The sequence below is a fragment of the Apibacter adventoris genome (genome assembly GCF_002964965.1).
In the GTDB taxonomy this organism is placed as follows: domain Bacteria; phylum Bacteroidota; class Bacteroidia; order Flavobacteriales; family Weeksellaceae; genus Apibacter; species Apibacter adventoris.
Map to the genome: position 1 here is coordinate 89174 of NZ_PSZN01000003.1, position 23482 is coordinate 112655.

Genomic DNA, 23482 nt, shown 5'->3' on the forward strand with positions numbered 1-23482 from the left:
TAAATTCTTCATTTATTATATTTGTTAAAAAATAATTAATATATAGATGAGATTACATATGATAGCCGTTGGGGCTTTAGCTGCTTCCTCACTTTTAGTGTCTTTGGATGGTAGAGCGCAAAATAAAAAAAATTCTAAAGGAGAGATGGAATCTTTTAATTTCAAAGTAGACCGTTTTGCAGATATAGAAGTTTTAAAATATCAAGTTCCAGAATGGAATAAACTAACTTTGAAAGAAAAAGAATTGGTGTATTATTTATCGCAAGCAGGATTATCGGGTAGAGATATTTTTTGGGATCAAAATTATAAATATAATTTACGTATAAGAAAAGCTTTAGAAAATATTTATAAAAAATATAAAGGAGATAAAAATACAGAGGATTGGAAAAATTTTGAAACATATATAAAAAGAGTATGGTTTTCGAATGGAATACATCATCATTATTCAAATGATAAAATTAAACCGGATTTTACTAAGGAATATTTTAATGCATTGTTAAGATCTACTAAAACAGAGTTAAATTCCGAAATAATAGCAATTCTTTTCAATGACGCAGATAATAAAAAAGTAAATTTAGATGAATCTAAAGATTTAGTTGAAGGATCTGCAGTTAATTTTTATGGAAAGGGAATTACAGTAAAAGATGTAGAAGATTATTATGCTACTAAAGGGACTCCTGATAGAGACAGACCTTTATCTTTGGGATTAAATTCTCAATTGGTAAAAAACGCTAATGGACAATTAGAAGAGAAAGTATGGAAAAGTGGAGGAATGTATGACTCTGCTATAAATAAAATTATTTTTTGGCTAGAAAAGGCGGTTACAGTGGCTGAGAATAAACCTCAGGCAGAAGCTCTTAAATTATTGATTCAATTTTACAAAACCGGAGATTTAAAAGTATGGGACGATTATAATATTGCTTGGTTACAGGCTACAGAAGGTAATATTGACTATATTAATGGGTTTATTGAAGTTTACAATGATCCTTTAGGACAGAAGGGATCTTATGAAACCATTATACAAATTAAAGATTTTGATATGTCTGCTAAAATGGAAGTGATTTCTAAAAATGCGCAATGGTTTGAAGATCATTCACCACTGAAACCTGAGCATAAAAAGAAAGAGGTGGTAGGAGTCACTTATAAAACGGTAATTGTAGCCTCAGAAGCTGGAGATTCTTCGCCAAGTACTCCCATAGGAGTAAATTTACCTAATGCGGATTGGATACGTGCAGAATATGGATCTAAATCGGTTTCTTTAGGGAATATAATAGATGCATATAATATGGCAGGAGGAACAGAAAAATTAAAAGAATTTGCATATGATGAAGAGGAGTTTGAATTGTCTAAAAAATATGGGGAGTTGGCTGATAAATTACATACAGCTCTACATGAAGTAGTAGGACATGCTTCAGGACAAATTAATAAAGGTATAGGTACACCTAAGGAAACATTAAAAAGTTATGCCTCAACTTTGGAGGAAGGACGTGCAGATTTAGTTGGGTTATATTATTTGTATGATCCTAAATTACAGGAATTAGGGTTAGTAGAAGATTGGGAAAAAGTTGGTAAAACGGCATATAATGATTATATACGTAATGGCTTGATGACACAATTAGTACGAATAGAACCTGGGAAAGATATAGAAGAAGCTCATATGAGAAATAGACAGTGGGTGAGTGCCTGGGTATATGAAAAGGGAAAAGATGAAAAAGTAATATAAAAAAATTGTAAAGAACGGAAAAACCTATTTTAAAATTAATGATTATAAAAAACTGCATAAATTATTTGGCGATTTATTACGTGAAACACAGAGAATAAAATCAGAAGGTGATTATGAAGCAGGTAAAGATTTAGTAGAAACTTATGGAGTTAAAGTAGATCCGGCTTTGCATAAAGAAATATTAGAAAGAAATGCTAAATTTAATACAGCAGCCTATAAAGGATTTATTAATCCGATTTTAACACCTAAAGTAAATGTTAAAGGAGAAATTACAGATATAGAAATTGTATATCCGAAAACATTTGCAGAACAAATGTTGTATTATTCAGAAAATTACGGTTTTTTACCTTTAAATAATTAATATTATGTACTTTATAAAAAAAAGCAGTCTTAAATGGCTGCTTTTTTTATATGCTGGATAAGTTAATTACCACATATTCGGATTGAGTCCCTATTCTAAATTTACCGCCCCATATACCGATTCCGGAACTTACATAAATATTAGTATTACCTTTTTTCTTATAGCCATGTGATACTTCATAAAGTTTATCTGTAATCCAGGAGATAGGCCAAACTTGTCCTCTATGCGTATGTCCTGATAATTGAATATCTATTCCGTTTTTTTGAGATTCTTCTAAACCATAAGGTTGATGATCCAATAAAATAATGGGTTGAGAGGAATCTATATTTTTTATTATCTCTTTTAAGGCTTTTCTACGGCTATTCGTTTTATCATCCCTGCCTACAAGATAAAAAATACCTTCTATATCCACATAAGAATCTCTTAAAAGATGCACATTAGTCTTTTCTAAAAATTTTATACTGGAATCAATACCCGAAATATATTCATGATTTCCTAAACAGGCGTAAATACCTAAAGGGGCATGAAATTTATTAAAATAAGGGGCTAGTTGGTAATAATATAAAGGATTTACGTTATTGTCAATAATATCACCGGGAATGAGTAAAATATCAGCTTTTTCCTGATTAATCAATTGTATCCATTCATTCAATTCTTTGCTATTAATAGTATATCCTAAATGTAAATCACTAATAGCAACAATTTTTATATTCTTCTTCAGGGGTTTATTTATGGCTATATTTAATTCAACCCTTTTCTTTTTTTTATAATTTATGTTTCCACAATAAAATATTGAAAATAAACAAATCAAAGCTAACCCTACGTTCATCCAGAGAGGTATTGGATATAAGTAATAGGTAACTAAATCCAATATCCCAAAAATTAATATGGCATATATAAGAATAATAATCCAGGATGTTCCTAATGTATATAAAAAAGTAATACTCTTAATAGTTAATTTTTTAGGAATAATTAAAACCGGTAAAATTGAAAAAGATATAAATATAGATAAAACCACTAAAAGTATATATATTACTGAATATCGTATAGGAAGTAAATTATAAAAATGACTAAACACATAATAATTAGCTCCTATGTAAATAACGAGTAATAAAAAAAAACGTATTAATTTCAATTTTGTAGTAAGAAATAAAATTAAGAAATATTTTTTATTTCTTCAATGAATTGATCGGCTAACTGATCTGCTTCATTTTGAGATAATGCTTCAGTATATATACGAATAATAGGCTCTGTATTCGATTTACGTAAATGTACCCAATATTTAGGGAAATCAATCTTTAACCCATCTATTGTAGAAATATTTTCATTTTTATATTTTTCTGTTAATTTTTTCAGAATAGAGTCAGTATTTACATCAGGATTTAGATCTATTTTTTTCTTTCCCATGTAATACGAAGGGTAAGTATTTCTTAAAGATTTACAAGAAATTCCTTTTTCAGCAAGAAATGTAAGAAATAAAGCAATACCTACTAAAGAATCTCTGCCATAGTGTAATTCAGGGAAAATAATTCCTCCGTTTCCTTCACCGCCTATTTTAGCATGCAATTCTTTCATTTTAGTAACCACATTTACTTCTCCTACTGCCGAAGCCGCATAAGGTTGTTTATATGATTCAGAAATATCTTTTAATGCTCTGGAAGAAGAAAGATTTGAAACAGTAGCTGAAGGAGTTTTGGATAATATATAATCAGCAACGGCCACTAAAGTATATTCTTCTCCAAACATTGAACCATCTTCACATATTAAAGCTAAACGATCTACATCCGGGTCTACGACAATACCTAAATCAGCTTTTTCTTCAGGTACTTTTTTCATAATATCCTGTAAATTTACTTCTAAAGGTTCCGGATTGTGAGGGAAATGTCCATTCGGTTCACAGTATAGTTTTATAACTTCAACGCCTAGTTGTTCTAAAAGTGGAATTACAGATATGCCTCCGGTAGAGTTTACAGCATCTACAACGATCTTAAATTTTGCCTTTTTAATAGCTTCGGTATTAACCAAAGGGAGAGATAATATTTTTTTAATATGATAGTCAATACCTGAAGAATTTTGAGAATATGAACCTAAGTGATCCACATCAACAAAATCAAAATCTTCATTATCTGCAATATCCAATAGCATTTCTCCTTCTTCTTTCGATATAAATTCACCTTTATTATTTAATAATTTTAAAGCATTCCATTGTTTAGGATTATGGCTTGCGGTTAAAATTATCCCACCATCAGCCTTAAGATGAGTAACCATGACCTCAACAGTAGGGGTAGTGGAAAGGCCTAAATCCACTACATTAATTCCTGTTCCTTGTAAAGTAGAGGCAACTAAATTAGAAATCATTTGCCCCGATAAACGGGCATCTCTACCAATTACAACTTTTATAGATTCATTATTAGAATTTCTTTTTAGCCAAGTGCCATATGCAGAGGCAAATTTGACGGTATCTACCGGAGTAAGGTTTTCATTTACATTTCCGCCGATGGTTCCACGGATACCGGATATACTTTTGATCAATGACATAGTATATTAAACTATTTTTTTGTTAAATATTCTTCTATTTTTTTATATAAAAAATTTTTGGAAAGATCTCCTAAAAATAATTCTCTGTTATTTTTTTTCTGAATAACTGTAATGGGTATTCCTAATTCTTTCATTTGAGGATCTAAGGAACCTATATTATCCATTAAATCAGAAATATTTATATGATATAAATTTTTCATTTTATTTTTTTCTACAAATGGTATTACTTGAGTTTGAATTTCTTCTTCATTATTTACATTTACAAATGCAAATTTTACTTTTTTGTTTTTATACTTTTCTTGAAAATCCACAAAATCAGGTATTTCTTTAACACAAGGAGGACACCAGGTAGCCCAGTAATTAGTTATATAAACCGTATCACTATCTATATGAGCAAGGGTTTGTATTTTTTCAAAATTAGATTTTATAATATTGGTACGAGTATTTTTAATAGTTTTATTAGAAGTTGCTTCAAGTGAAAGAGAACCTGCCTTTTGTTGAGTTTCATTAGGTTTATCTTTGCAGGAAAAAGTAAAAAAAATAAAGCTAACAATAGATAAACCTATGAGACAATTTTTCATTTTTTTATTTATTTTAATGTAACAAAAGTAATAAATTTTGCTATATATATTTTTTTAAAGAATAGAATTACGAATTTCTACATACTAGAAAAGTTTTACATAAATCTTTCTCCCCTGATGACTAAATTAAACTCATCAAAAATTTTTATCTTTGAAAAAAATAAGGTAATCATGAAAAAAAATATTTTAGCTTTGGGTATACTTTCATTTAGCTTTTTTTCTTGTGGTGATACTTCCGGAGGAAATAAAAATATTTTACCCAAAGACTCAAAAGATATTGTAGAAACAAAATCTAATTCTACTATAGAGAAAAAGGTTACAGATACACTAAAAAATCAAGATTCGTATCACTATAGAGAAAAAGAAAGTTCGGTAAAGGCAGATTCAACGAAAGCTAATACCCAAACTAAATAAAACACACACAATTTTTTTAATTGAAATTATAAATTAAGATTTATGAAAAATTTAATAGGGGGATTACTACTTTACTCATTTGCTTTAATTTCTTGTGGAGATAATTCCGGAGGAAATAAAGGAGTAGTTGTAGAAAATAACAACTCCGAATCATCAAATACAGTTATTCCGGCCAAGGAATCTAGTTATACAAAAACATTACAGTGGACAGCTTACAAAATGAAAGAAAAAGTTCCTGTAATTGGAACTTTTAATTCAATTTCATTAACTAATACCCAAGAAGAAAAGCCTATTTTGGAATCTTTACAAGGTGCTAAGTTCTCATGTGATGGTACAACTGTATCAACAGGAGATACTGCAAGAGATGGTACTTTAACAGCATTCTTCTTTAAGCGTTTACAAGATACTACTATTCAAGGAAATTTTGGTAAATTTGAAAACAATAAAGTTCCTATAACCTTTATTTTAGATGGCAAAACAGTAACTAAAGTTTTTGATTATACTCTAAAAGGAAAGGAGTTAACCATTAAGGGGAGTATAGATATACTTAAAGATTTTGGTGCGGAAAAAGCATTTACCAGCCTACATCGAGCCTGTTATGATTTACATGAAGGTAAAACCTGGACAGAAGTAGATATTATAGCAAAAATCTCTGAATAATATTTAAATCAGATAGATAGAATTCTATTTTAATTTAAAATGTAAATAAAAAATGTAATTTTTTTAACAAAAGTTTGTAAAATAAAAAAATGATTCTATCTTTGCACCACTCAAAAAAACACTTATTTATAAGTGAATTTAGGAAGGAGATCCGGTAGTTCAGTTGGTTAGAATGCCGCCCTGTCACGGCGGAGGTCGCGGGTTCGAGTCCCGTCCGGATCGCAGTAAATTTTGCATTTATCTCTAAAGGTGTGGTAGTTCAGCTGGTTAGAATACCTGCCTGTCACGCAGGGGGTCGCGGGTTCGAGTCCCGTCCATACCGCCAATACAAGATGTAAAACATCGCAAAGTCCTGAAAACTAACGTTTTCGGGACTTTTTGTTTTAATCTGTCCTAAGCTAAAAAAAGCAGTTTTACGCAACTCCCACAGTACAAATCGTGGCACATTATTTTTTAGCTGATTTGTACCACGAATAATGATTTAACTATCTGATATTAAAAAGTTTAAATATATGTGATTGTACCATAATATTTATTTATTCAGGTATCTTTCAGATAAAAAGTCAATCAAAGAACAACGAAATTTAGAAAATCTTTAAAAATGACTAAATCGTGGTACATTGAAAACCCATTAAATGTACCACTAAATAGACTTTTATTCGTTGATTTACAATATTTTGCATAAGTTATTTTTGAGCTCAAAATAGTAATTTTATAATAAAAAAAATCATTATTATGAGTACAGAAAGAACATCTTTTAGTGTATTGTTTTTCATAAAGAAAACAAGGTTGTTAAAGAACGAAGAAGCACCTATACGGATGCGCATATCCGTTAATCGGCAGATTGTCGATATCGTCATTAAACGTAGTGTTCCTGCAGAACATTGGAATCAAGCAAAAGAATGTTCTAACGCGAGAGGCAAAGTTGCATTGGAATTAAGCCATTATCTGGAAAGTGTAAGGGCGAAGATAATGCAAATCCATCGCGAAATGGAAATAGATGGCAAAACGATTACTGCCAAAGCTATTAGGGACAGATATTACGGAAATGATGAAGACCATAAGACATTAGTCGAGGTATATTCGGAACATAACGAGAAATGCAGGGCATTAATAGGAAAGGATTATACAGAATCGACCGTTGGTAAATTCGATGGCTCATTGGCATGCCTGAAAGAATATATCAAATATCAATACAAACAGGGCGATATTTATTTGTCTGAAGTAAATACTCAGTTTGTACAGAATTTCGAATTTTATCTGAAAACCAAACGAAACCTGCAAAACAACTCGGCTATTAAACATCTTAAAAGCCTGAAAAAAGTTATCCGTATAGCATTGGCTAACGAATGGATAAAGAAAGACCCTTTTATTGGTATTCAGTTTAAAACATGAGGAAACTTGTCCTGATTTTCTATCGCAAGAAGAGTTGCAAATTTTAATGGAGAAAGATTTCGCTATTCCCCGTTTAGATATGATACGTGATGTATTTGTGTTTTGCTGTATGACAGGTTTGGCATTTATTGATGTTAAGCAACTTACAAGCGAACATATATTTAAAGATAACAACGATAATCTATAGATTAGAAAAAGCAGGCAGAAAACAAACAATATGTGTAATATACCATTATTAGAGTCTGCAATCCAATTAATTGAGAAATATAAGAATTATCCTGAATGTAAAAAGAATAATGTTTTATTGCCTGTTATCAGTAACCAGCGCATGAACGCATATCTGAAGGAAATCGCCTACCTGTGCGGAATAAATAAAAAGCTGACAACTCATGTTGCCCGACATACCTGTGCAACAGTTGTACTTTTGGCAAATGAAGTATCTATCGAAAATGTTCCTAAAATACTCGGACATTCCAATGCAAAAATGACACATCATTACGCAAAAGTATTGGATAGTTCTATTATGCGTGATATGGAAAAAGTAAGAGTAAATTTCAAAATCTAATATTATGGAAGTACAAATTATTCAGAATAAAATATTTGAAATCAGAGGGCAACGTGTAATGTTAGATTTTCATCTTGCAGAACTTTATCATGTTGAAACAAGAGTGTTGAAACAGGCAGTCAGATGAAATATAGAACGTTTTCCTGATGATTTTATGTTTGAATTGACAAAAGAAGAGTCTAATAAGTTGATAAACATAGGGGTATCACAATCTGTGATATCCCCCGATTACAACATTGGGATAACAAAGATTTTTGCTTTTACCGAGCAGGGAGTTGCTATGTTATCATCTGTTTTACGAAGCAAAATAGCTATTGAGATTAATATATCCATTATGAGAGCATTTGTACTGATGCGAAAAATGATAACAGAATATGAAGATTTAAGGCAACGAATTGAGCAATTAGAAGTAGAAACCAATATGCAGTATAACGACATTTATCATGCTTTGACCGAATTAGCAAGTAAAAAAGAATTAGAGAATTCAGTAACAGGTATACATCCTGATTGTTGAGCCAATCGTTCATTGCTTTATTCTGCCTCTTTTCGCACAGGGCAATCGTCCTATTTTTAAATGCTTCAAACTTCTGCATCATTTCGTCAAATGTCCGTTTCTCTATATTTATAATTTCCATATTTTTTGAAATTTATACGATTGATTTTAAACACTTTATTTTCTCGATTTACAAATCTAAAAGTGAATATAGAGGATATATCAACCGTTTATTTTTCCTGACCTATTTTGTCCTATGCGCTTTTTGTTGACAACAAAAAAGTAGGCTGTTTACATCCATTATCCAGATATTGGTTTACCGATAAAAATGCATGTAGTTTAAACAGCATGAAGGCAAGAGCACGAGAGGACAAGCAAGCAAGCAATTTCGACTTGACGATTACATCGCCAAGTCACTCATTTACTTATATTTCATATAGTAAATGATTCTTTGCCCATCTAAATGGAAAAAGAATAAACAATGTATTCCTTTGCTCTGTTTTGCTGAAATTTACAGACTAAACTATTTGATTTTCAGAGAAAAATGTTATATTATTGTAGCTTGATTATCGGTGGATAACTCTATGGATTAATCAGGCTTTTCCTGCCAATATCCAAATCATAGAATTGAAATCAAAATAATCCGTACAATATGGATTTTTTAAGCACTTGCTTAAGGCAAGTTATCTTTTTGTCGGACGTAAACGTTTATGTCCGACAAAAAGAACTTGTCCCCTGCCCCGATGGTTGGGGAGAAACAGCCTCCGAAGTCGACTGTTTTTGAATAGAAGATTGATTTATCAGATTGCATTTGCGATCATTTTTATAACTTAAAACATTATTATATGGAAGAAAAAAAGAAACGGAAACAGAGTACAGGAAGAAAACCTGTTGTTGATCCTGCTAATAGAAAAATAACGATCCGAATGAATGAACAGGAATTTGTCAGATTCGAGCGATTGATGAATATAGCGGAAATAAAAGATAAAACGCATTATATCAAATCATGTATATTCGATAAGAAAATATCCATTATAAAAATTAATAAGGCTGATATGGATTATGTAAAAAAGACTGACCGAGTTTTATGCTCAATTTAGGATGTTCGGGAACAATTATAATCAAGTAGTAGTGGCTTTGAAATCTAATTTTTCAGAGAAAACAGCAATGAGGCTTCTTTATAAGTTGGAACAGCAAACGATTAAATTTGCTCATCTTTCTAAACAAATTATCGAGTTGACAAAAGAGGCAGAAAAGAGGTGGTTGGGATAATTAATCTTTCTTATTAGCTATTAGATTTTTTAGTTTTATTATTTTTGTCTAAAATAGAAATTTGGATGAATAAACAAGAACTAAAAGATTTAGAAGATAGACTTTGGCAAGCTGCTGACAACCTGAGAGCCAACAGCCCGTTAAAGGCAAGTCAATATTCAGCACCGTTGCTTGGATTAATATTTTTGCGTTTTGCATCCATAAAATATAAATTGCACGAAACGGCAATATTGGAAGAATATCTGCAAAGTAAAAACTCTCGCAACGCCAAAACAATAGAGCAAATAGCATTGAGAATTTGCGGGTTTTTCCTTCCCGAAAAATCAAGATACGACTATCTTCTGTCTCTTCCTACAACTGAAAATATACCCCAAGCCATAAAAGAGGCAATGGAAGAAATAGAGAAGCACAGACCTGAATTGGCGGGCTGTCTTCCAAAAGATGAATACTTGAAGTTGAAATCGGAAAAAGACGAAGATTTCACTTTTGCCAAAGATTTATTGAAAATACTGAAAGATATTCCAGAAGAAATTGACGGAGACATATTTGGTAAGGTATATGAATTTTTCCTTGGTAAATTTGCTTTAGCAGAAGGACAAGGAGGAGGAGAATTTTATACTCCTACCAGTGTAGTACAACTTATGGTAGAAATGATCGAACCTTACGGAGGTACAATTTTTGATCCTGCTTGCGGTAGCGGTGGTATGTTTGTTCAGAGTTCGGAGTTCGTAAATCGTATGAGGGAACACAACAAAAAGAAGGATATAGAACCTTTACAAGTTTACGGTTGCGAAAAAGAAGAAGAAACAACAAAAATAGCTCGCATGAATATGTTCTTGCATGGGCTACACAACAAAGTAGTGCAAGCAAATAGCTATTATGAAGATCCACACGACAGTTTCGAGAAATTTGATTTCGTAATGGCTAATCCTCCCTTCAATGTAGATGACGTCAAACTGAGCAGCGTAAAATCGCAACGAAGATTTAACAAATACGGAGTGCCCCAAAACAAAACTAAGAAAGGCAAGAAAGACGAACAAGAAGATAAAGAAACCGTACCCAATGCCAACTATCTTTGGATAAACCTTTTTGCAACGTCATTGAAGCCCAAAGGAAGAGCCGCTTTGGTTATGGCAAACTCAGCTAGTGACGCTCGAAACAGCGAAGCCGATATACGTGAACGATTGATAAAAGACGGCATTGTCAGTTGTATGCTCTCCTTACCCAAAAATATGTTCTATACGGTAACATTGCCTGCTACGCTTTGGTTTTTTGACAAAGCACGCACCGATGATAAACGCATACTTTTCATAGATGCCCGCAACATATTTCGTCAAGTAGATAGGGCACATCGGGAATTCACGCCCGAACAAATCCAAAACATTGCTTGTATTCGTCATCTTTATTATGGGGACAAGCAATATATGGTTGATTTATTGGCTAATTATGAGCAACAAATATTGGACTTGTCAAACGAGGCAGATAAACTTCATGAAATATATAATGAAGCACTAACAGAGAAAGAGCGATTAACAAAAGCTTTTGAAAGAATAAACGAAAAAGCATTGACCGAAGTCCCAATCGTATCGAAAGAGACAACCAAAGAACTGAAAGAAGTAGATCGTTTACTGAAACAAGCCGAAAAACTTTGGAAAGACAAGCTTGCCGAGCAACATTATTTCGAAGATCAATATACATGGCTTACCGAACGTTTTTCCAATGGAGAATACGAAGATGTTACAGGGCTTTGTAAGGCTGCAACATTGGAAGAGATAGCTGAACAAGATTATAGTTTGAATCCCGGCAGATACGTGGGGGTCGTGATTGAAGAAGATGGAATGACCGAAGAGGAGTTCAAAAACGAAATAAAAGAGCGGCACGATACCTTGAACAGCTTGAACCAAAAAGTCAAAGAATTAGAAACTTTGATAGAACAAAATCTTAAAAGTCTTTGGCTATGAAAGAAAATTGGGCTCATACTACTTTTGGAGAATTTGTAGATTGCAATCCTAAAATCTCTATCAAAAAAGGAGAGGTAGTAGAAAATTGCGAAATGGAGGATATTAATATTGGCTATAAATTTCTATATCCTAGAGAAGGTAAGTTATATAATGGGAGTAACTCAAAATTTCAGAATGGAGATACCGTTTTTGCAAGAATAACACCTTGTTTAGAGAATGGGAAGATAGCTCAAATAAAAGGACTCAAAACAAAGGCTGCTATTGGTTCTACTGAATTTTTTGTCTTTAGAGGTAAATCAAAAGTATCAGATAATGAATTTGTTTATTACCTAAGCCAATCTAATCTTGTCAAAGATACGGCAGTTATTAGTATGACAGGAGCCTCGGGCAGACAGAGAGCAGACCTAAAAGCACTGAAAAGATTAGAAATAATAGTCCCCAAAGATATAAACCACCAAAAACGCATTGCATCTATTCTTTCAGCTTATGACGACTTGATAGAGATAAACAATAAACGAATAGAATTGTTAGAACAATCGGCTCGCGAGCTTTACAAAGAATGGTTTGTCAGAATGCGTTTCCCTAACTATCAAAATACAAAGTTTAATAAAGGTATTCCTGAAGGATGGGAAGTAGAAAATATTGGTAAATCCATACCTTTTCAAATTGGAGGAGGATGGGGAGAAGACAAAAAAAGTGCTATCTACGAAATTCCAGCTTATGTTATTAGGGGAACTGACATTCCAAAGGCTAAATTTGGTATACCTAATAAGGATATATATAGATTCCACAAACAAAGCAATGTGAAATCTCGAGAATTAATCGAAGGCGATATCATATTTGAAGCAGCAGGTGGCAGTGAAGGACAATTGTTAGGACGTACTTGTTATATTACAAATGAGCTTCTTAATACTTATGGAGAGAAAGTTATTCCTGCAAGTTTTTGCAAACTTATCAGACCAGAGAATAATTGTTCTTTGTATCTATACTATTTCCTTAATTATTTATATGAAACAGGTCTTATAGAAACCTTTCAATTACAATCCACTGGAATAAGTAATTATCAATTTGAACCTTTTCTTAAATTTCAAGAAATTATTATACCAAAAGAAAATTTATTATTAGAATTTGAAAATAAGGTATTACCTATTCAACGAGAAATTGCGTTGATAGGAAAACAAAACCAAGAACTAACAGAAATACGCAATCGTCTTTTGCCTCGTCTTATTAGCGGAAAACTCGAAGTAAAAGCATAAAATTTCTATATCATGGGAATACGCAACTTTATAACCGAAGATCAGATAGAAAAGGCAGCCATTGAGGTCTTTTCCCATCCCGATATCAACTATCGACATATCGACTGTCTGCACAACGACACTACAGGTAGAATATCAGAGCGAGAAGTGGTTATAAAGCCCTTGCTATGGAATAAACTCAAACAATTGAATCCCGATATTCCCAACGATGCCTTACAAAAGGCTTTTGATAAGTTGACTTCTATCAACAAACTTACAACTCCGTTTCAGGTCAATCGTGACATGATGCGAGACCTCAAACTTGGAGTTAAGGTAGACATAAATTTGCCCGATGGTAGCACCGAACCCCGATATGTTAAAGTCATTGACTGGAACAACTACAAGGAAAATGATTTCTGGGTAGTATCTCAACTTTGGATTCAAGGCGAAGTATATCGTCTTCGCCCCGACCTTATCGTTTATGTCAATGGTCTACCACTAGTACTTATTGAACTAAAAAATAGCAACATAGACGTAAAACAAGGATATTCGGACAATCTGACAAGATACAAGGAAGCCATTCCCGACCTTTTTGTTTACAATGCTTTCCTGATAGTGAGCAATGGCAGCAAGACCCGTATAGGTAGTACTTTTGCATCTTGGGAGTTTTTCTTTCCTTGGTTGCGTGTCAGTGAAGAAAAGCAATCAATTGACAAAGAACGCATCAAGAACTACGGACGAAGCCTTGATTATGCAATCAGAGGTTTACTTCATCCCAAGAACTTGATTGATTATATCGACAATTTCGTTTTCTTCTATAACGACGTAGCTAAAATATGCGCAAAAAACCATCAATTCTTAGGCGTTAATAATGCGATAGAACGTTTTGCCTATTTGCGGGAAGAAATAAGAAAAGGAGTTCAAAGCGAAGAACTAAACAAGTTAGGGGTATTCTGGCATACGCAAGGAAGCGGAAAAAGTTTCAGTATGGTCTTACTTGCCCGAAAAATCATGCGTCGATTCGAAGGCAATTATACATTCCTTATCGTTACCGACAGGGATGACTTAGACGAACAGATATACAAAAACTTTTTGCGTTCGGGAGTTATTAGCGAAAAAGATAATTGTCGCCCCGCTAATAGTTCAGCTCTACGGTCAATTTTAACTACCAATACTAAATGTATTTTCACACTGATACAGAAATTCAGATACGACAAAGGCAAAAAATATCCGAACTTGTCAGACCGCAACGATATTATTGTCTTTATTGATGAAGCCCATCGTACCCAATATAAAGACCTTGCCGACAATATGCGTACAGGTCTTCCCAATGCCCAATTTATGGCATTTACGGGAACACCTTTATTTGGAAGTAAGCAACTAACAAACAAATGGTTTGGAGATAACGTTTCGGAATATAACTTTCAACAAGCGGTAGAAGATGATGCTACAGTTCCGATTTTTTATCGCAAACGCCTTCCTCAGATGCAACAAGCAAATGCAACGTTGAGCGAAGATTTTTTGGAAATAATAGAGGACGAAAATCTGAGCGAACAAGACAGTGCACGTTTGGAACGAGAGTACGGGAACGAGCTTACTGTTTTACGCAATCCCGACCGTTTGGATGAAATAGCAAAAGATATAGCTTATCATTTCCCTCGCAGGGGATATTTGGGCAAAGGGATGGTTGTAGCAGTCGATAAGTTTACTGCGGTACGTCTTTATGACTTCGTATCAAAACATTGGCAGGAAGAGCTTAAAAACATAAATCGCGAAATAGCTTCGGCTACAGGAGCAGAACAAGATGATTTGATAAAAAGACGACAGTGGATGCGAGAGACAGAAATGGCTGTCGTTGTTAGTGAGGAAGCAGGCGAAGAGGAAAAATTCGCAAAAGAAGGTCTTGACATAAAGCCTCACAGAATAAAAATGAATACAGTAGACGATGAAGGTCAGGATTTGGAAGATATTTTCAAAAATCCCGATTCAAAATTTCGTCTCGTTTTCGTTTGCAGTAAATGGCTTACAGGCTTCGATGTCCCTACTGCATCGGTTTTATATTTGGATAAACCGATGAAAGATCATACGTTAATGCAAACTATTGCTCGTGTAAACCGCATTACGGACTATGAGATAGACGGAAAACCTAAAAGAAGTGGCTTGGTTATTGACTATTGCAACGTTTTTGGCAGATTAAAGAAAGCGATGTCTACTTATGGAGGCAATACCCCAACAGAAGAGGATACTTCTTTTGACGATGATTCGGAAAGCCCAGTAAAAAAAGGAGAGGTTTTATTCGATCTACTGCAAAAGAGTATCGACGAATGCGTTGATTGGTGCAAAAGTTATGATATAAATCTTAACTCTATATTGCAGCAGGATAAAGTATTCAATCAGGTAGAAGATTTTTACAAATTTGCAGATAAGATAATCGGTATAAAAAACGGTAGAGAACAGTTTAAAGTATATGATAATGCTATCAGTTCTTTATATGATGCCTGCCGTCCTGAAATATTGAAAAGAAAGCAAGAATTTGTCTTGGCAGAAGTGATCCATTATTTAAGAAATATAGTAGAGAATAACAAAGACGATATAAATATTGACAGGGCAAGGCATCGTTTCAAAAAACTATTGGACGAAAGCATTGTAACTGAAAAGCCATTGGACAAGCAAGGTTTTCTTTCAGAACCAACTGTCAATTACGGAATAAAAGCATATCGAGAAATAGACCTTAGTAAACTTGACATAGAGAAGCTAAAGGAGGAATTTAAACAATCAAAGTATAAGAATATCGAGATTGATGACCTTAGAAATTTCTTAGAAGATAAGTTAAGCAAAATGCTTAGCGAAAATAGTACAAGAACAGACTTTGCTACCAAACTTCAAAATATCATTGATAAATATAATGCAGGGAGTTACGAAAACGAAGAGTTTTTCGAAGAGTTACTTAAATATCAAGCTTCTTTATCGGAAGAGCAACATAGAGCTGTAAGAGAAGGTTTGTCAGAAGAAGAACTTGAAATATTCGATTTGCTGAAAAAAGACAACCTAACCAAAGAAGAAACTCAAAAGGTAAAACTTGCAGCCAAGCAACTTCTGATTAAGTTAAAAGAAAATCATCGGACATTGCTTATTAATGAATGGTATAAAGATAGTGCTCAACAAGAAAAAGTAAAGGATTTAATTGGCAATACTCTTGATAGTTATTTGCCAGACTCTTACGACCGGAATATATTTTCGACAAAAAAATCGGAAATTTATAATTGCATTTTAGCTAAATCGGTTCAAGGGGTAATGATGCTTGGAGCGTAATTTTTTCAAACTTATATATGCAAGCTTATATTATTAGAGATTAAGTCTCCCTTTATAATATAGGAAGAAGGATCTTCTATAATTTTAAGTGTTACATTTTCTTTTTTCCCAACATTCATTAATCTATATATTTTATAGTTTTCACCTTTATCAAACATAAATGCCCATTCATTTCTAGTCATATAAAATTCTGTTTTGCTTGTTGAAGTAGTCCCTTTTACTTCTATAAATATTTCAATTTCATTTTCAACAACAATAAAATCATACGGTAAAGAACTTTCCATCAATTCATTTAGCCAAGTTATGGAAGAATATGTATTTTGAGATTGTAGATAACTATATATATATTCTTCACTCCACTTCCCAACATCTATTTTAGCTTCATCATGAATACTTTGAGAAGGACTAGTCATTTCTTTATAGTTAATCATTTCAGGAATAATAGTTTCAACCCTTATATTTTCCACATTCGCCTCTTTAGCTTGTACTTCAGGGATAAATGTTTCATGACTTACTATATTTTCAGTATTTATTTCGAGATCAGAATTCTCATTATAATTGCCCTTATCATGTTCATCAACATCAGTCAAATCTAAAATATGACTATCTAGTTTTATTACGTCTTCATCTATATTATATCCTCTTTCTAATAACCAAGATTTAATCTCAGATATAGATATTTGTAAAAATAGGCTTAACTCCTTTTCAATATTCTCTATATTGAAATAACCACATAATAAGGATGATAAAGAGTACATATTAAGAGGGCTTTTCCAATTTCCAGTGAAGTAAAAAGACGAATTTTTGTGCCATATTGTAATAGCAGATTCATATATTATGTCTTCTTCTGTTTTATAACAAAGAGACATTTCTTCTGTCGTATATACTGTTGTATTTATTATTACTTTATGTAGTGCATTTATTTGCTCATCTACTAATACAGAGTTCTTGTGAGAAAGAACTATACTTAAATAAGGGATAATATCTCTTAATTTCTTTTTTAAAGATTCTTCTTCAATTGGAGATATGTATTCAAATGTAAGATCATCATATTTTATTATTGGAATATTAAGTGCTTGACACAATATACCCTTATCCTTTATTTTAATTTTATCTGAAAATTGAATAAAATAGTCAGAATTCACAGGAGGGGTTAAGGAATCAACATCAAAGTGGTGTAATGAGTCTAAAATTTTAAACTGATTGTTTAGGGTTAACAATTTTAGATTAGATATGTCCCGATTGATACTGTTTCCTTCTTTATAAGATTTTATAATTTCATCATATATATGAAAAATTTGTTCTTTGTTTTCATTGTTAATATCTTCATAACTAAGAATTTCTAATAGACCAATACAATCGTCAATATCTAAGAACTGTTTTAATCCTAAATAATTACTTTTTTCTTTGGTTAACGAGGAATCTTTAAAATTTGCCACAGGGTATCTATTCCCAATAATATCTTTGAATCTAGGCGCATAAATATCTGTCGACTTGTAACATTTACCATCTGTAGCAGGTATAGATTGATTATTTCTTATAAAATAAAATAAATAATCAGGTATTGGTTTTTGCCCTCCACGATAATGATAAGTTGTTATTGTATCACTAGGATTAAAGATATTCCAGTCTTTTAATAATATTTCCCAAAATAGAGTTGCAAACTCATAGTTTCTTAAATTTTCAAGAAAGAATATAAACCTGAAATTGGAGACTGCATGTTGCCCTGTATTCCGATAATTATAATAAATATTTTCATAATAGCCATTTTTATCTATCCATTCTAAATAAGCTTCAGCACTATCATTATATGAAATTAATTTAGTTCTTTCCGTTCTCTCATATGAAATAATTTTTATACTGTCTTTCACATTTAGCTTGAGAAAAAATGATCTCCATTTATCAATCTCTGATTCATTATTAATATAGTCTGTTTTTATATAGTTTTGTGTCGAAACAAGGGTTTCTATTTTCAAAGCTGGATTATATCTATCAGGTAAGTAGCATTCTTCAGCTTTTTGCATTCCATTATTTGTTAGAAATTTGATTTTTCGTAGCTGCTTATAATCATTATCTGTTAATTCTTCTGATTTGTATAATTTAAATATAAACCGTGTTACCTCGGTACTTATAACTTCAGTAATTAGATCTTGAGATATTAGTTGAAAAATTGATTTTCGCAGAATCTCAATTTCATTTGGATATTTTACGTCCAAAGATTCTAACCAGTTTATTATGAAAGAATTATTTTTCAACTGAAAATAAACATCTTGATCAATAAATAAAAGAGAGGCAAATGACAGTTGAGAAGAATATTCTTTTTTTGGGAAATATAAATTCTCTGGTGCCTGTAAGTTCCCGTTATTATCTAAAATAAATTTCTGTTTTTTAAGGGAGATGTCTTCGGTAATTTTAGATGATAAAAAAACTATAACTTGGATATTATATTTTTTGTCTAATAGGCATCTTTGCTGAAAGGCTTTTGATTCGATTAGTAATTTATAATTATCTTTTCCAAAAATTCGTGAACCTATATCTATTAATTTTTCAGAGTAAAGAAGACCCCTATTCGCAATCTTGTAATTCACTCCAAACAACGGGGTTATATGTTCTGTTGGGAAATGTGAAGAATATTCTAAGGAATCAATTAAGGCATCTTGAGCTTTTATCAGATTACTGTTTGTTATGTCTGGAATAAAGTTTTTTTCTTTGACAGCCTCAGAAATCCCCATATTAAAAGACTCATAAAATTTACTCTGAGTGGATATACGAGTAATTAACAATTGTAATATATCATATTTGCATGGAGTTTTATTTAATTTTATTAGTAAATCAAATTGAAGTTTAGCAAGCTGGTAAAGTAAGAATTTATTCCATTCATTTATTAATAATTGAGTTCTTTCAGCGTTGGTAATAAAATCTCCATTAACGATAAAAGGAAAGTCAAAACAAACTTTGGTTGGTAAATAATTGTAAACAATCGTATTTTGAAGAGAACAAAGTTTGTTCTCAGAATCTAAACATGAAGCAAAAGTTAACTTGGAAATATCCGCTTCTTTTAGTTTTCTTGGACATTCTTCATCTGATAATAAGGAGACTTTTTGTTTTATTTCAAAAGGGATCTTAACATAGAAATCTTCTATATACCAATTACTTTTAGCTTCATTATTATAAAACAAACTATATACATTCTCTTTTATCTTTGTCTTAGTAATTACAAACTCGACTGTATCATCAACTTTAAAACTTATAGAATTTATATTTCTTAAAAATAAGATTATCTGGCAATCTTTAAAAACAGATATTATTTCATTATAAATTTCGTTTTTATCATTAATTTCTAAAATCGTATTTACATTTTCTGTATTGATATATTGATTTATGGGGCTGGGAATTTCTTCATGCCAGATAGGTATAACTTGCCAAGGATAAGATTTATCATTTGTCCATAAAGAAAAGTTTTTATCAAACTTAAATTTGTATTTATTCGATATGATATGAACGCAATCTGATGTTCTAAATACAGATTTAAAGCCAATGCCTTTATATCCAGTTTTATCACTTCTTTTATCTTTTTGACTATCTAGACTTCCAACTTTTGATATGCTTTTGATATCTAACTCTGAAAAGTGGGTTCCATTATGATAGAATAATAAATGTCTATCAAATAAATGAAATCCAACATCAAGTGTTAAACTATTGTCAATATTTGGAGAATCATCCGCATTCTGTAGTAGTTCAAAAACAAATCGGTTAACATCTCCAAATACTGTTTTTGAAAGAATATTTAATGTATTAGCTAAATCTTCGGAGTTACTATCATTTTTAGCTTTTTCATTAAATAAGTTTTCTATAAATTTTTTTTCCATGATAGACATTGGTTTGCGTTGAAATGGATTCTCCAAAAATAATATTAGAATTCCATTATTCGAAAAAAATAATAAATATAATTCAATTAAAATAAATACTTTATTTTTGCAAATTAGGGAGTCTAACTTGAGATCCGTATGGTATAAAATTAACATTTTAAACTGTTAAAATCAGGTTCGGGTACTGTTTTTTTGAAAAGGACTCACTATATTTGTAAACAAAGCTCATTGAAACAATGCATTACGTTGAAATTTAACGAAAAAACTTCGTTGTCTAAATCGTGGTACGTTAAATTTTCAGGATACATAAAATATTGGTTATGAACGGAATGAATAATTAGTTCATCTACCGTCCATACCGCTACAATAGAAGCTAATAATCTTAAATAAAGATTGTTGGCTTTTTTGTTTTACAAAATTGCACAAAATCCAAATCATTACAAGTAAAGTGCTTTTGTTTGATTAAACGGGTTATGAGAATTTTTACCTATTGGTAGTATATAATACTAAAATGGAAATTAAATATTAAAAAAAATTATCTAAGATTAGATAGAGGTATGCAGTTTTTCCATTCTGTAGAAAACTCTTTTCGAAAGCAATAGGGCAGCAATAGAGATTTTTTAACGCATTTCCCCCTGCTTGCATAAAATTTGTGCCGGTAATGTTTTAAACTTTATGTGAGTAATGTTCAATATCCAAAAGATTGTTTGGAAATCAGTTTCGGATTGATTGAGAGATGTTGTTTCTATGATATAGTTTTCATAGGCTGGTTGCATTTCGTGGTTTGTGACCTTAGATGGCGTAGACAAGAGTTCAAATAATTATAAGGTTGAAAAATCATCCTTAAGCATTTGTTTTAATGATTAATAAATATGCTGTGGTTATTTTTTTCAGATCGTTGATAATCTCAAACTTAGAAGAATTAATTGTATGAACTTAAAAATGTAAACAAACAGATTTTTTATAATGTCAAATAGTCATTTAAAAATTTTATTTTGGAATTTAACAATACAATATCTCTTGTACAGTCATAGAGTTGATATCTAAGTACTCGACTCAATTGAAACAGTATTGTTGAAACCTTAGTAGGGGATGTCTTACAATATTCTGCTACTTTATTTAACTTGTCTAGAAGAAATTTAGCACTTACTCTGTTTTTCAACATACTCAAATTTGTTTGCAACTGCTTTGTTTTCAGTTGTTCTAACGTTTGGGCCCTTAATAGCCAACGTTTGTAGATGATAATAGAAGTAATACTTACAAAATATAGCGTGAATAGAAAGAAATTAGAAAGTAAATCCAAAAACTTATAATGTCCTTGCGAAAAGAATGAAAATTGACCGAAAGGAATCTCATAATATTGATGCACATTGTATTCTACACAAATATCTATACCTAAAATAAAAAATATAAGAACGAGAGAGGTTTATAATATATTGGAGATATATTTTCCATTAATAGTAGTTATGGAATGAGCCAATATATATTTAAATACATGATTAATAGGCTAATTAGAATGTAACCAAATGTAATGCCTAAAGTATTTACAGTTTCTGTTTGCTCTTTGTATACTAGATAAACATGAATCAAAAAAATAATTCCAATTGAAATAATAAGTATAACATGTCTCCCTAATCTAAATTTAGAGTCTAACAGTAACCGATATTTCGGATTGTGTACTTTCTTTTTTTGCATATATTACTCTTCCAAAAAATTCAAAAGTATAAAACTTAAGTTGTCAATATTATCTCTATGTAAGTTGTATCCTGAGACATTCGATAAGATAATCACTCCACACTTATGAGCTATATCTAAAACCATAGAAGAAGAATAACCTCCAGTTGCTCCATTATGCCAATATAACTCTTTATTATCTTCTGATTTGATAATATGCCATCCCAATGCCACCTCGATTCTTTCATTTAAGGTGAAAGTAGGAGTCCTTGTTAAAGCCAATTCCACATTGGTACTATCAAATTGGGCTTTTGCAAATTTAGATAAATCATTTGTTGTTGACAAAATACCTCCTGCACCTAATAATACATCGGAATTCCACTCCCAGTTTTTAATTGTGTTTCCATTATCATCTAACCCACAGACTAAACCTTCTTTGACTTTACTTATATTTGTGAACGAACTTGTCATTTCATATTTTTCGAAAATTTTTTCTTCAAATAGGTCTTCTAGATTTTCTCCTTCAACTAAACTTAATGTATACCCTAGTATACCAACACCTAAGTTTGAATATTTATATTGTTTATGAGACAATTGAATAGAATCTAAATCTTTTTGAAGATAGGAGTACAAATCATTTTTATTATATTCTTTGTATGGATTAACAAAATTTTCTTTTGTACTTAACTTTAAATAATTTAGAGCATTTAAATTTGAAGGCAATGCAGATAAACCCGATGTATGATTAGATAAACTTTTGAAACTAAGCTCTATATTATCCTTGAACGGAAAATTATAGTACTTGCTAATATTATCGTCTAATTTGATCTTATTTGCTATAACTGCATTTGCTAAAAGAGTTGCTGTAAATACTTTAGATATAGAACCTATTTCAAAAACCGCATTTTTGTTTTCTATTTCTTTTAATGTGTTATTTGATTTTACAATACCATAAAAGCTAGTAGCTCCATCTTTTATAAAAGCAATAGCTAGCTGAGTATTGTTAGGAAAGTCTTTAGTCTGTTCTACAATTGCATTAATCTGTTTTTGAGGTAGATTCTTTAATGCACTCTTTTCATAGGACTTAGGGTTTGATCTAGATATATTATAGGGTTTGAAAAGAAACTCTTCTATTTTATCTTCTTCATTGATTGTTAACATCAGAACAAGCTTTTTTCTCTCAAAAGTTATTTTATAGAATGCATTAGAACCATTTCCCGATTGTTTTACTAATTGTCTACTGATGATATTACCACAGTTGTTTTTAAGGTATGATAAAAATTGATTTGTAATATATAAGGTTAATACTTGTTTCATCTCATTAGAGAATGAATTCTGAAATGTATCGTAATTACCGGAATTGTAAGAGTCTTGTAGTTTACTTGCTATGCTGTCAAATTTCTTATTCTGAGCCGACATGTAATTGCTA

At 31.5% G+C, this 23482-nt stretch carries 15 protein-coding genes, 2 tRNA genes and 2 pseudogenes; 13 read left to right on the forward strand and 6 right to left on the reverse strand.

Translation table 11 applies throughout. From position 1 onward, the window contains the following. Positions 1-46 precede the first annotated feature (46 nt). Positions 47-2084, forward strand: a pseudogene (locus C4S76_RS02180) (dipeptidyl-peptidase 3 family protein). A gap of 46 nt (positions 2085-2130) precedes the next feature. Here the strand turns inward: C4S76_RS02180 and C4S76_RS02185 are convergent. From C4S76_RS02185 to C4S76_RS02195, 3 genes are read right to left on the reverse strand one after another with little or no spacing between them, the layout of a single operon-like run. Next, positions 2131-3219 (reverse strand): metallophosphoesterase, encoded by a 1089-nt coding sequence (locus C4S76_RS02185; protein ID WP_105192245.1) that lies wholly within the window; start codon positions 3217-3219, stop codon positions 2131-2133. Positions 3220-3239: 20 nt separating this feature from the next. Beyond that, the gene (gene glmM, locus C4S76_RS02190) at positions 3240-4622 is read right to left on the reverse strand and encodes a phosphoglucosamine mutase (protein WP_105192247.1); all 1383 of its coding nucleotides are present in this window, start codon (positions 4620-4622) and stop codon (positions 3240-3242) included. A gap of 11 nt (positions 4623-4633) precedes the next feature. Beyond that, positions 4634-5203 (reverse strand): TlpA family protein disulfide reductase, encoded by a 570-nt coding sequence (locus C4S76_RS02195; RefSeq protein WP_105192249.1) that lies wholly within the window; start codon positions 5201-5203, stop codon positions 4634-4636. A 171-nt stretch (positions 5204-5374) separates the two neighbouring features. On the opposite strand from C4S76_RS02195, the gene C4S76_RS02200 reads away from it, so the two are divergent. The 12 genes and pseudogenes from C4S76_RS02200 to C4S76_RS02245 all read left to right on the forward strand — a co-directional run bounded on the left by C4S76_RS02200 (position 5375) and on the right by C4S76_RS02245 (position 16510). Next, positions 5375-5617, forward strand: coding sequence for a hypothetical protein (locus C4S76_RS02200; RefSeq protein ID WP_146105664.1), 243 nt, complete (start codon positions 5375-5377; stop codon positions 5615-5617). Between the two features lie 42 nt (positions 5618-5659). After that, positions 5660-6277: a YceI family protein gene (locus C4S76_RS02205; RefSeq protein WP_105192253.1), complete on the forward strand. Its 618-nt coding sequence runs from the start codon at positions 5660-5662 to the stop codon at positions 6275-6277. A gap of 148 nt (positions 6278-6425) precedes the next feature. After that, positions 6426-6499: transfer RNA gene (locus C4S76_RS02210), tRNA-Asp, on the forward strand. A gap of 26 nt (positions 6500-6525) precedes the next feature. Beyond that, positions 6526-6602 (forward strand) — tRNA-Asp (locus C4S76_RS02215). Between the two features lie 410 nt (positions 6603-7012). Further along, entirely contained in the window at positions 7013-7672 is a 660-nt protein-coding gene (locus C4S76_RS12070) for a phage integrase SAM-like domain and Arm DNA-binding domain-containing protein (protein WP_221404968.1), read from the forward strand. A gap of 187 nt (positions 7673-7859) precedes the next feature. Then, on the forward strand, positions 7860-8237 hold the full coding sequence (locus C4S76_RS11870; protein WP_449500857.1) for a site-specific integrase: 378 nt from the start codon (positions 7860-7862) through the stop codon (positions 8235-8237). Positions 8238-8241: 4 nt separating this feature from the next. Next, positions 8242-8751: pseudogene (locus C4S76_RS02225) on the forward strand (ORF6N domain-containing protein). Positions 8752-9575: 824 nt separating this feature from the next. Continuing rightward, the gene (locus C4S76_RS12075) at positions 9576-9830 is read left to right on the forward strand and encodes a plasmid mobilization protein (RefSeq protein ID WP_221404970.1); all 255 of its coding nucleotides are present in this window, start codon (positions 9576-9578) and stop codon (positions 9828-9830) included. Between the two features lies 1 nt (position 9831). Next, positions 9832-10002, forward strand: coding sequence for a plasmid mobilization protein (locus C4S76_RS12080; protein ID WP_221404971.1), 171 nt, complete (start codon positions 9832-9834; stop codon positions 10000-10002). A 65-nt stretch (positions 10003-10067) separates the two neighbouring features. Continuing rightward, entirely contained in the window at positions 10068-11963 is a 1896-nt protein-coding gene (locus C4S76_RS02235; RefSeq protein ID WP_105192255.1) for a type I restriction-modification system subunit M, read from the forward strand. Further along, a complete protein-coding gene (locus C4S76_RS02240; protein ID WP_105192257.1) occupies positions 11960-13219 on the forward strand; it encodes a restriction endonuclease subunit S in 1260 nt (419 codons plus the stop codon). Before C4S76_RS02235 ends, C4S76_RS02240 begins: the two co-directional genes overlap by 4 nt. Before the next feature lie 12 nt (positions 13220-13231). Continuing rightward, complete coding sequence (locus C4S76_RS02245; protein WP_221404972.1) at positions 13232-16510, forward strand: type I restriction endonuclease subunit R; 3279 nt, start codon at positions 13232-13234, stop codon at positions 16508-16510. 11 nt (positions 16511-16521) lie between these two features. Here C4S76_RS02245 and C4S76_RS02250 read toward each other — a convergent pair whose 3' ends face one another. The 3 genes from C4S76_RS02250 to C4S76_RS02260 all read right to left on the reverse strand — a co-directional run bounded on the left by C4S76_RS02250 (position 16522) and on the right by C4S76_RS02260 (position 23472). Beyond that, positions 16522-20379 carry a DUF3883 domain-containing protein gene (locus tag C4S76_RS02250; RefSeq protein WP_181044032.1) on the reverse strand — a complete coding sequence of 1286 codons (3858 nt, stop codon included), beginning with the start codon at positions 20377-20379 and terminating at the stop codon, positions 16522-16524. A 961-nt stretch (positions 20380-21340) separates the two neighbouring features. Then, a complete protein-coding gene (locus C4S76_RS12170; protein WP_146105665.1) occupies positions 21341-21544 on the reverse strand; it encodes a histidine kinase in 204 nt (67 codons plus the stop codon). A gap of 533 nt (positions 21545-22077) precedes the next feature. Continuing rightward, complete coding sequence (locus C4S76_RS02260) at positions 22078-23472, reverse strand: serine hydrolase (protein ID WP_181044033.1); 1395 nt, start codon at positions 23470-23472, stop codon at positions 22078-22080. Positions 23473-23482 lie beyond the last annotated feature (10 nt).

Coding starts and splice junctions, on each gene's coding strand:
- glmM (WP_105192247.1), bottom strand. CDS start 4,622: ATGTCATTGATCAAAAGTATATCCGGTATCCGTGGAACCATCGGCGGA.
- C4S76_RS02195 (WP_105192249.1), bottom strand. CDS start 5,203: ATGAAAAATTGTCTCATAGGTTTATCTATTGTTAGCTTTATTTTTTTT.
- C4S76_RS12075 (WP_221404970.1), top strand. CDS start 9,576: ATGGAAGAAAAAAAGAAACGGAAACAGAGTACAGGAAGAAAACCTGTT.
- C4S76_RS12070 (WP_221404968.1), top strand. CDS start 7,013: ATGAGTACAGAAAGAACATCTTTTAGTGTATTGTTTTTCATAAAGAAA.
- C4S76_RS02260 (WP_181044033.1), bottom strand. CDS start 23,472: ATGTCGGCTCAGAATAAGAAATTTGACAGCATAGCAAGTAAACTACAA.
- C4S76_RS02235 (WP_105192255.1), top strand. CDS start 10,068: ATGAATAAACAAGAACTAAAAGATTTAGAAGATAGACTTTGGCAAGCT.
- C4S76_RS02205 (WP_105192253.1), top strand. CDS start 5,660: ATGAAAAATTTAATAGGGGGATTACTACTTTACTCATTTGCTTTAATT.
- C4S76_RS12080 (WP_221404971.1), top strand. CDS start 9,832: ATGTTCGGGAACAATTATAATCAAGTAGTAGTGGCTTTGAAATCTAAT.
- C4S76_RS12170 (WP_146105665.1), bottom strand. CDS start 21,544: ATGTTGAAAAACAGAGTAAGTGCTAAATTTCTTCTAGACAAGTTAAAT.
- C4S76_RS02240 (WP_105192257.1), top strand. CDS start 11,960: ATGAAAGAAAATTGGGCTCATACTACTTTTGGAGAATTTGTAGATTGC.
- C4S76_RS02200 (WP_146105664.1), top strand. CDS start 5,375: ATGAAAAAAAATATTTTAGCTTTGGGTATACTTTCATTTAGCTTTTTT.
- C4S76_RS02250 (WP_181044032.1), bottom strand. CDS start 20,379: ATGGAAAAAAAATTTATAGAAAACTTATTTAATGAAAAAGCTAAAAAT.
- C4S76_RS02245 (WP_221404972.1), top strand. CDS start 13,232: ATGGGAATACGCAACTTTATAACCGAAGATCAGATAGAAAAGGCAGCC.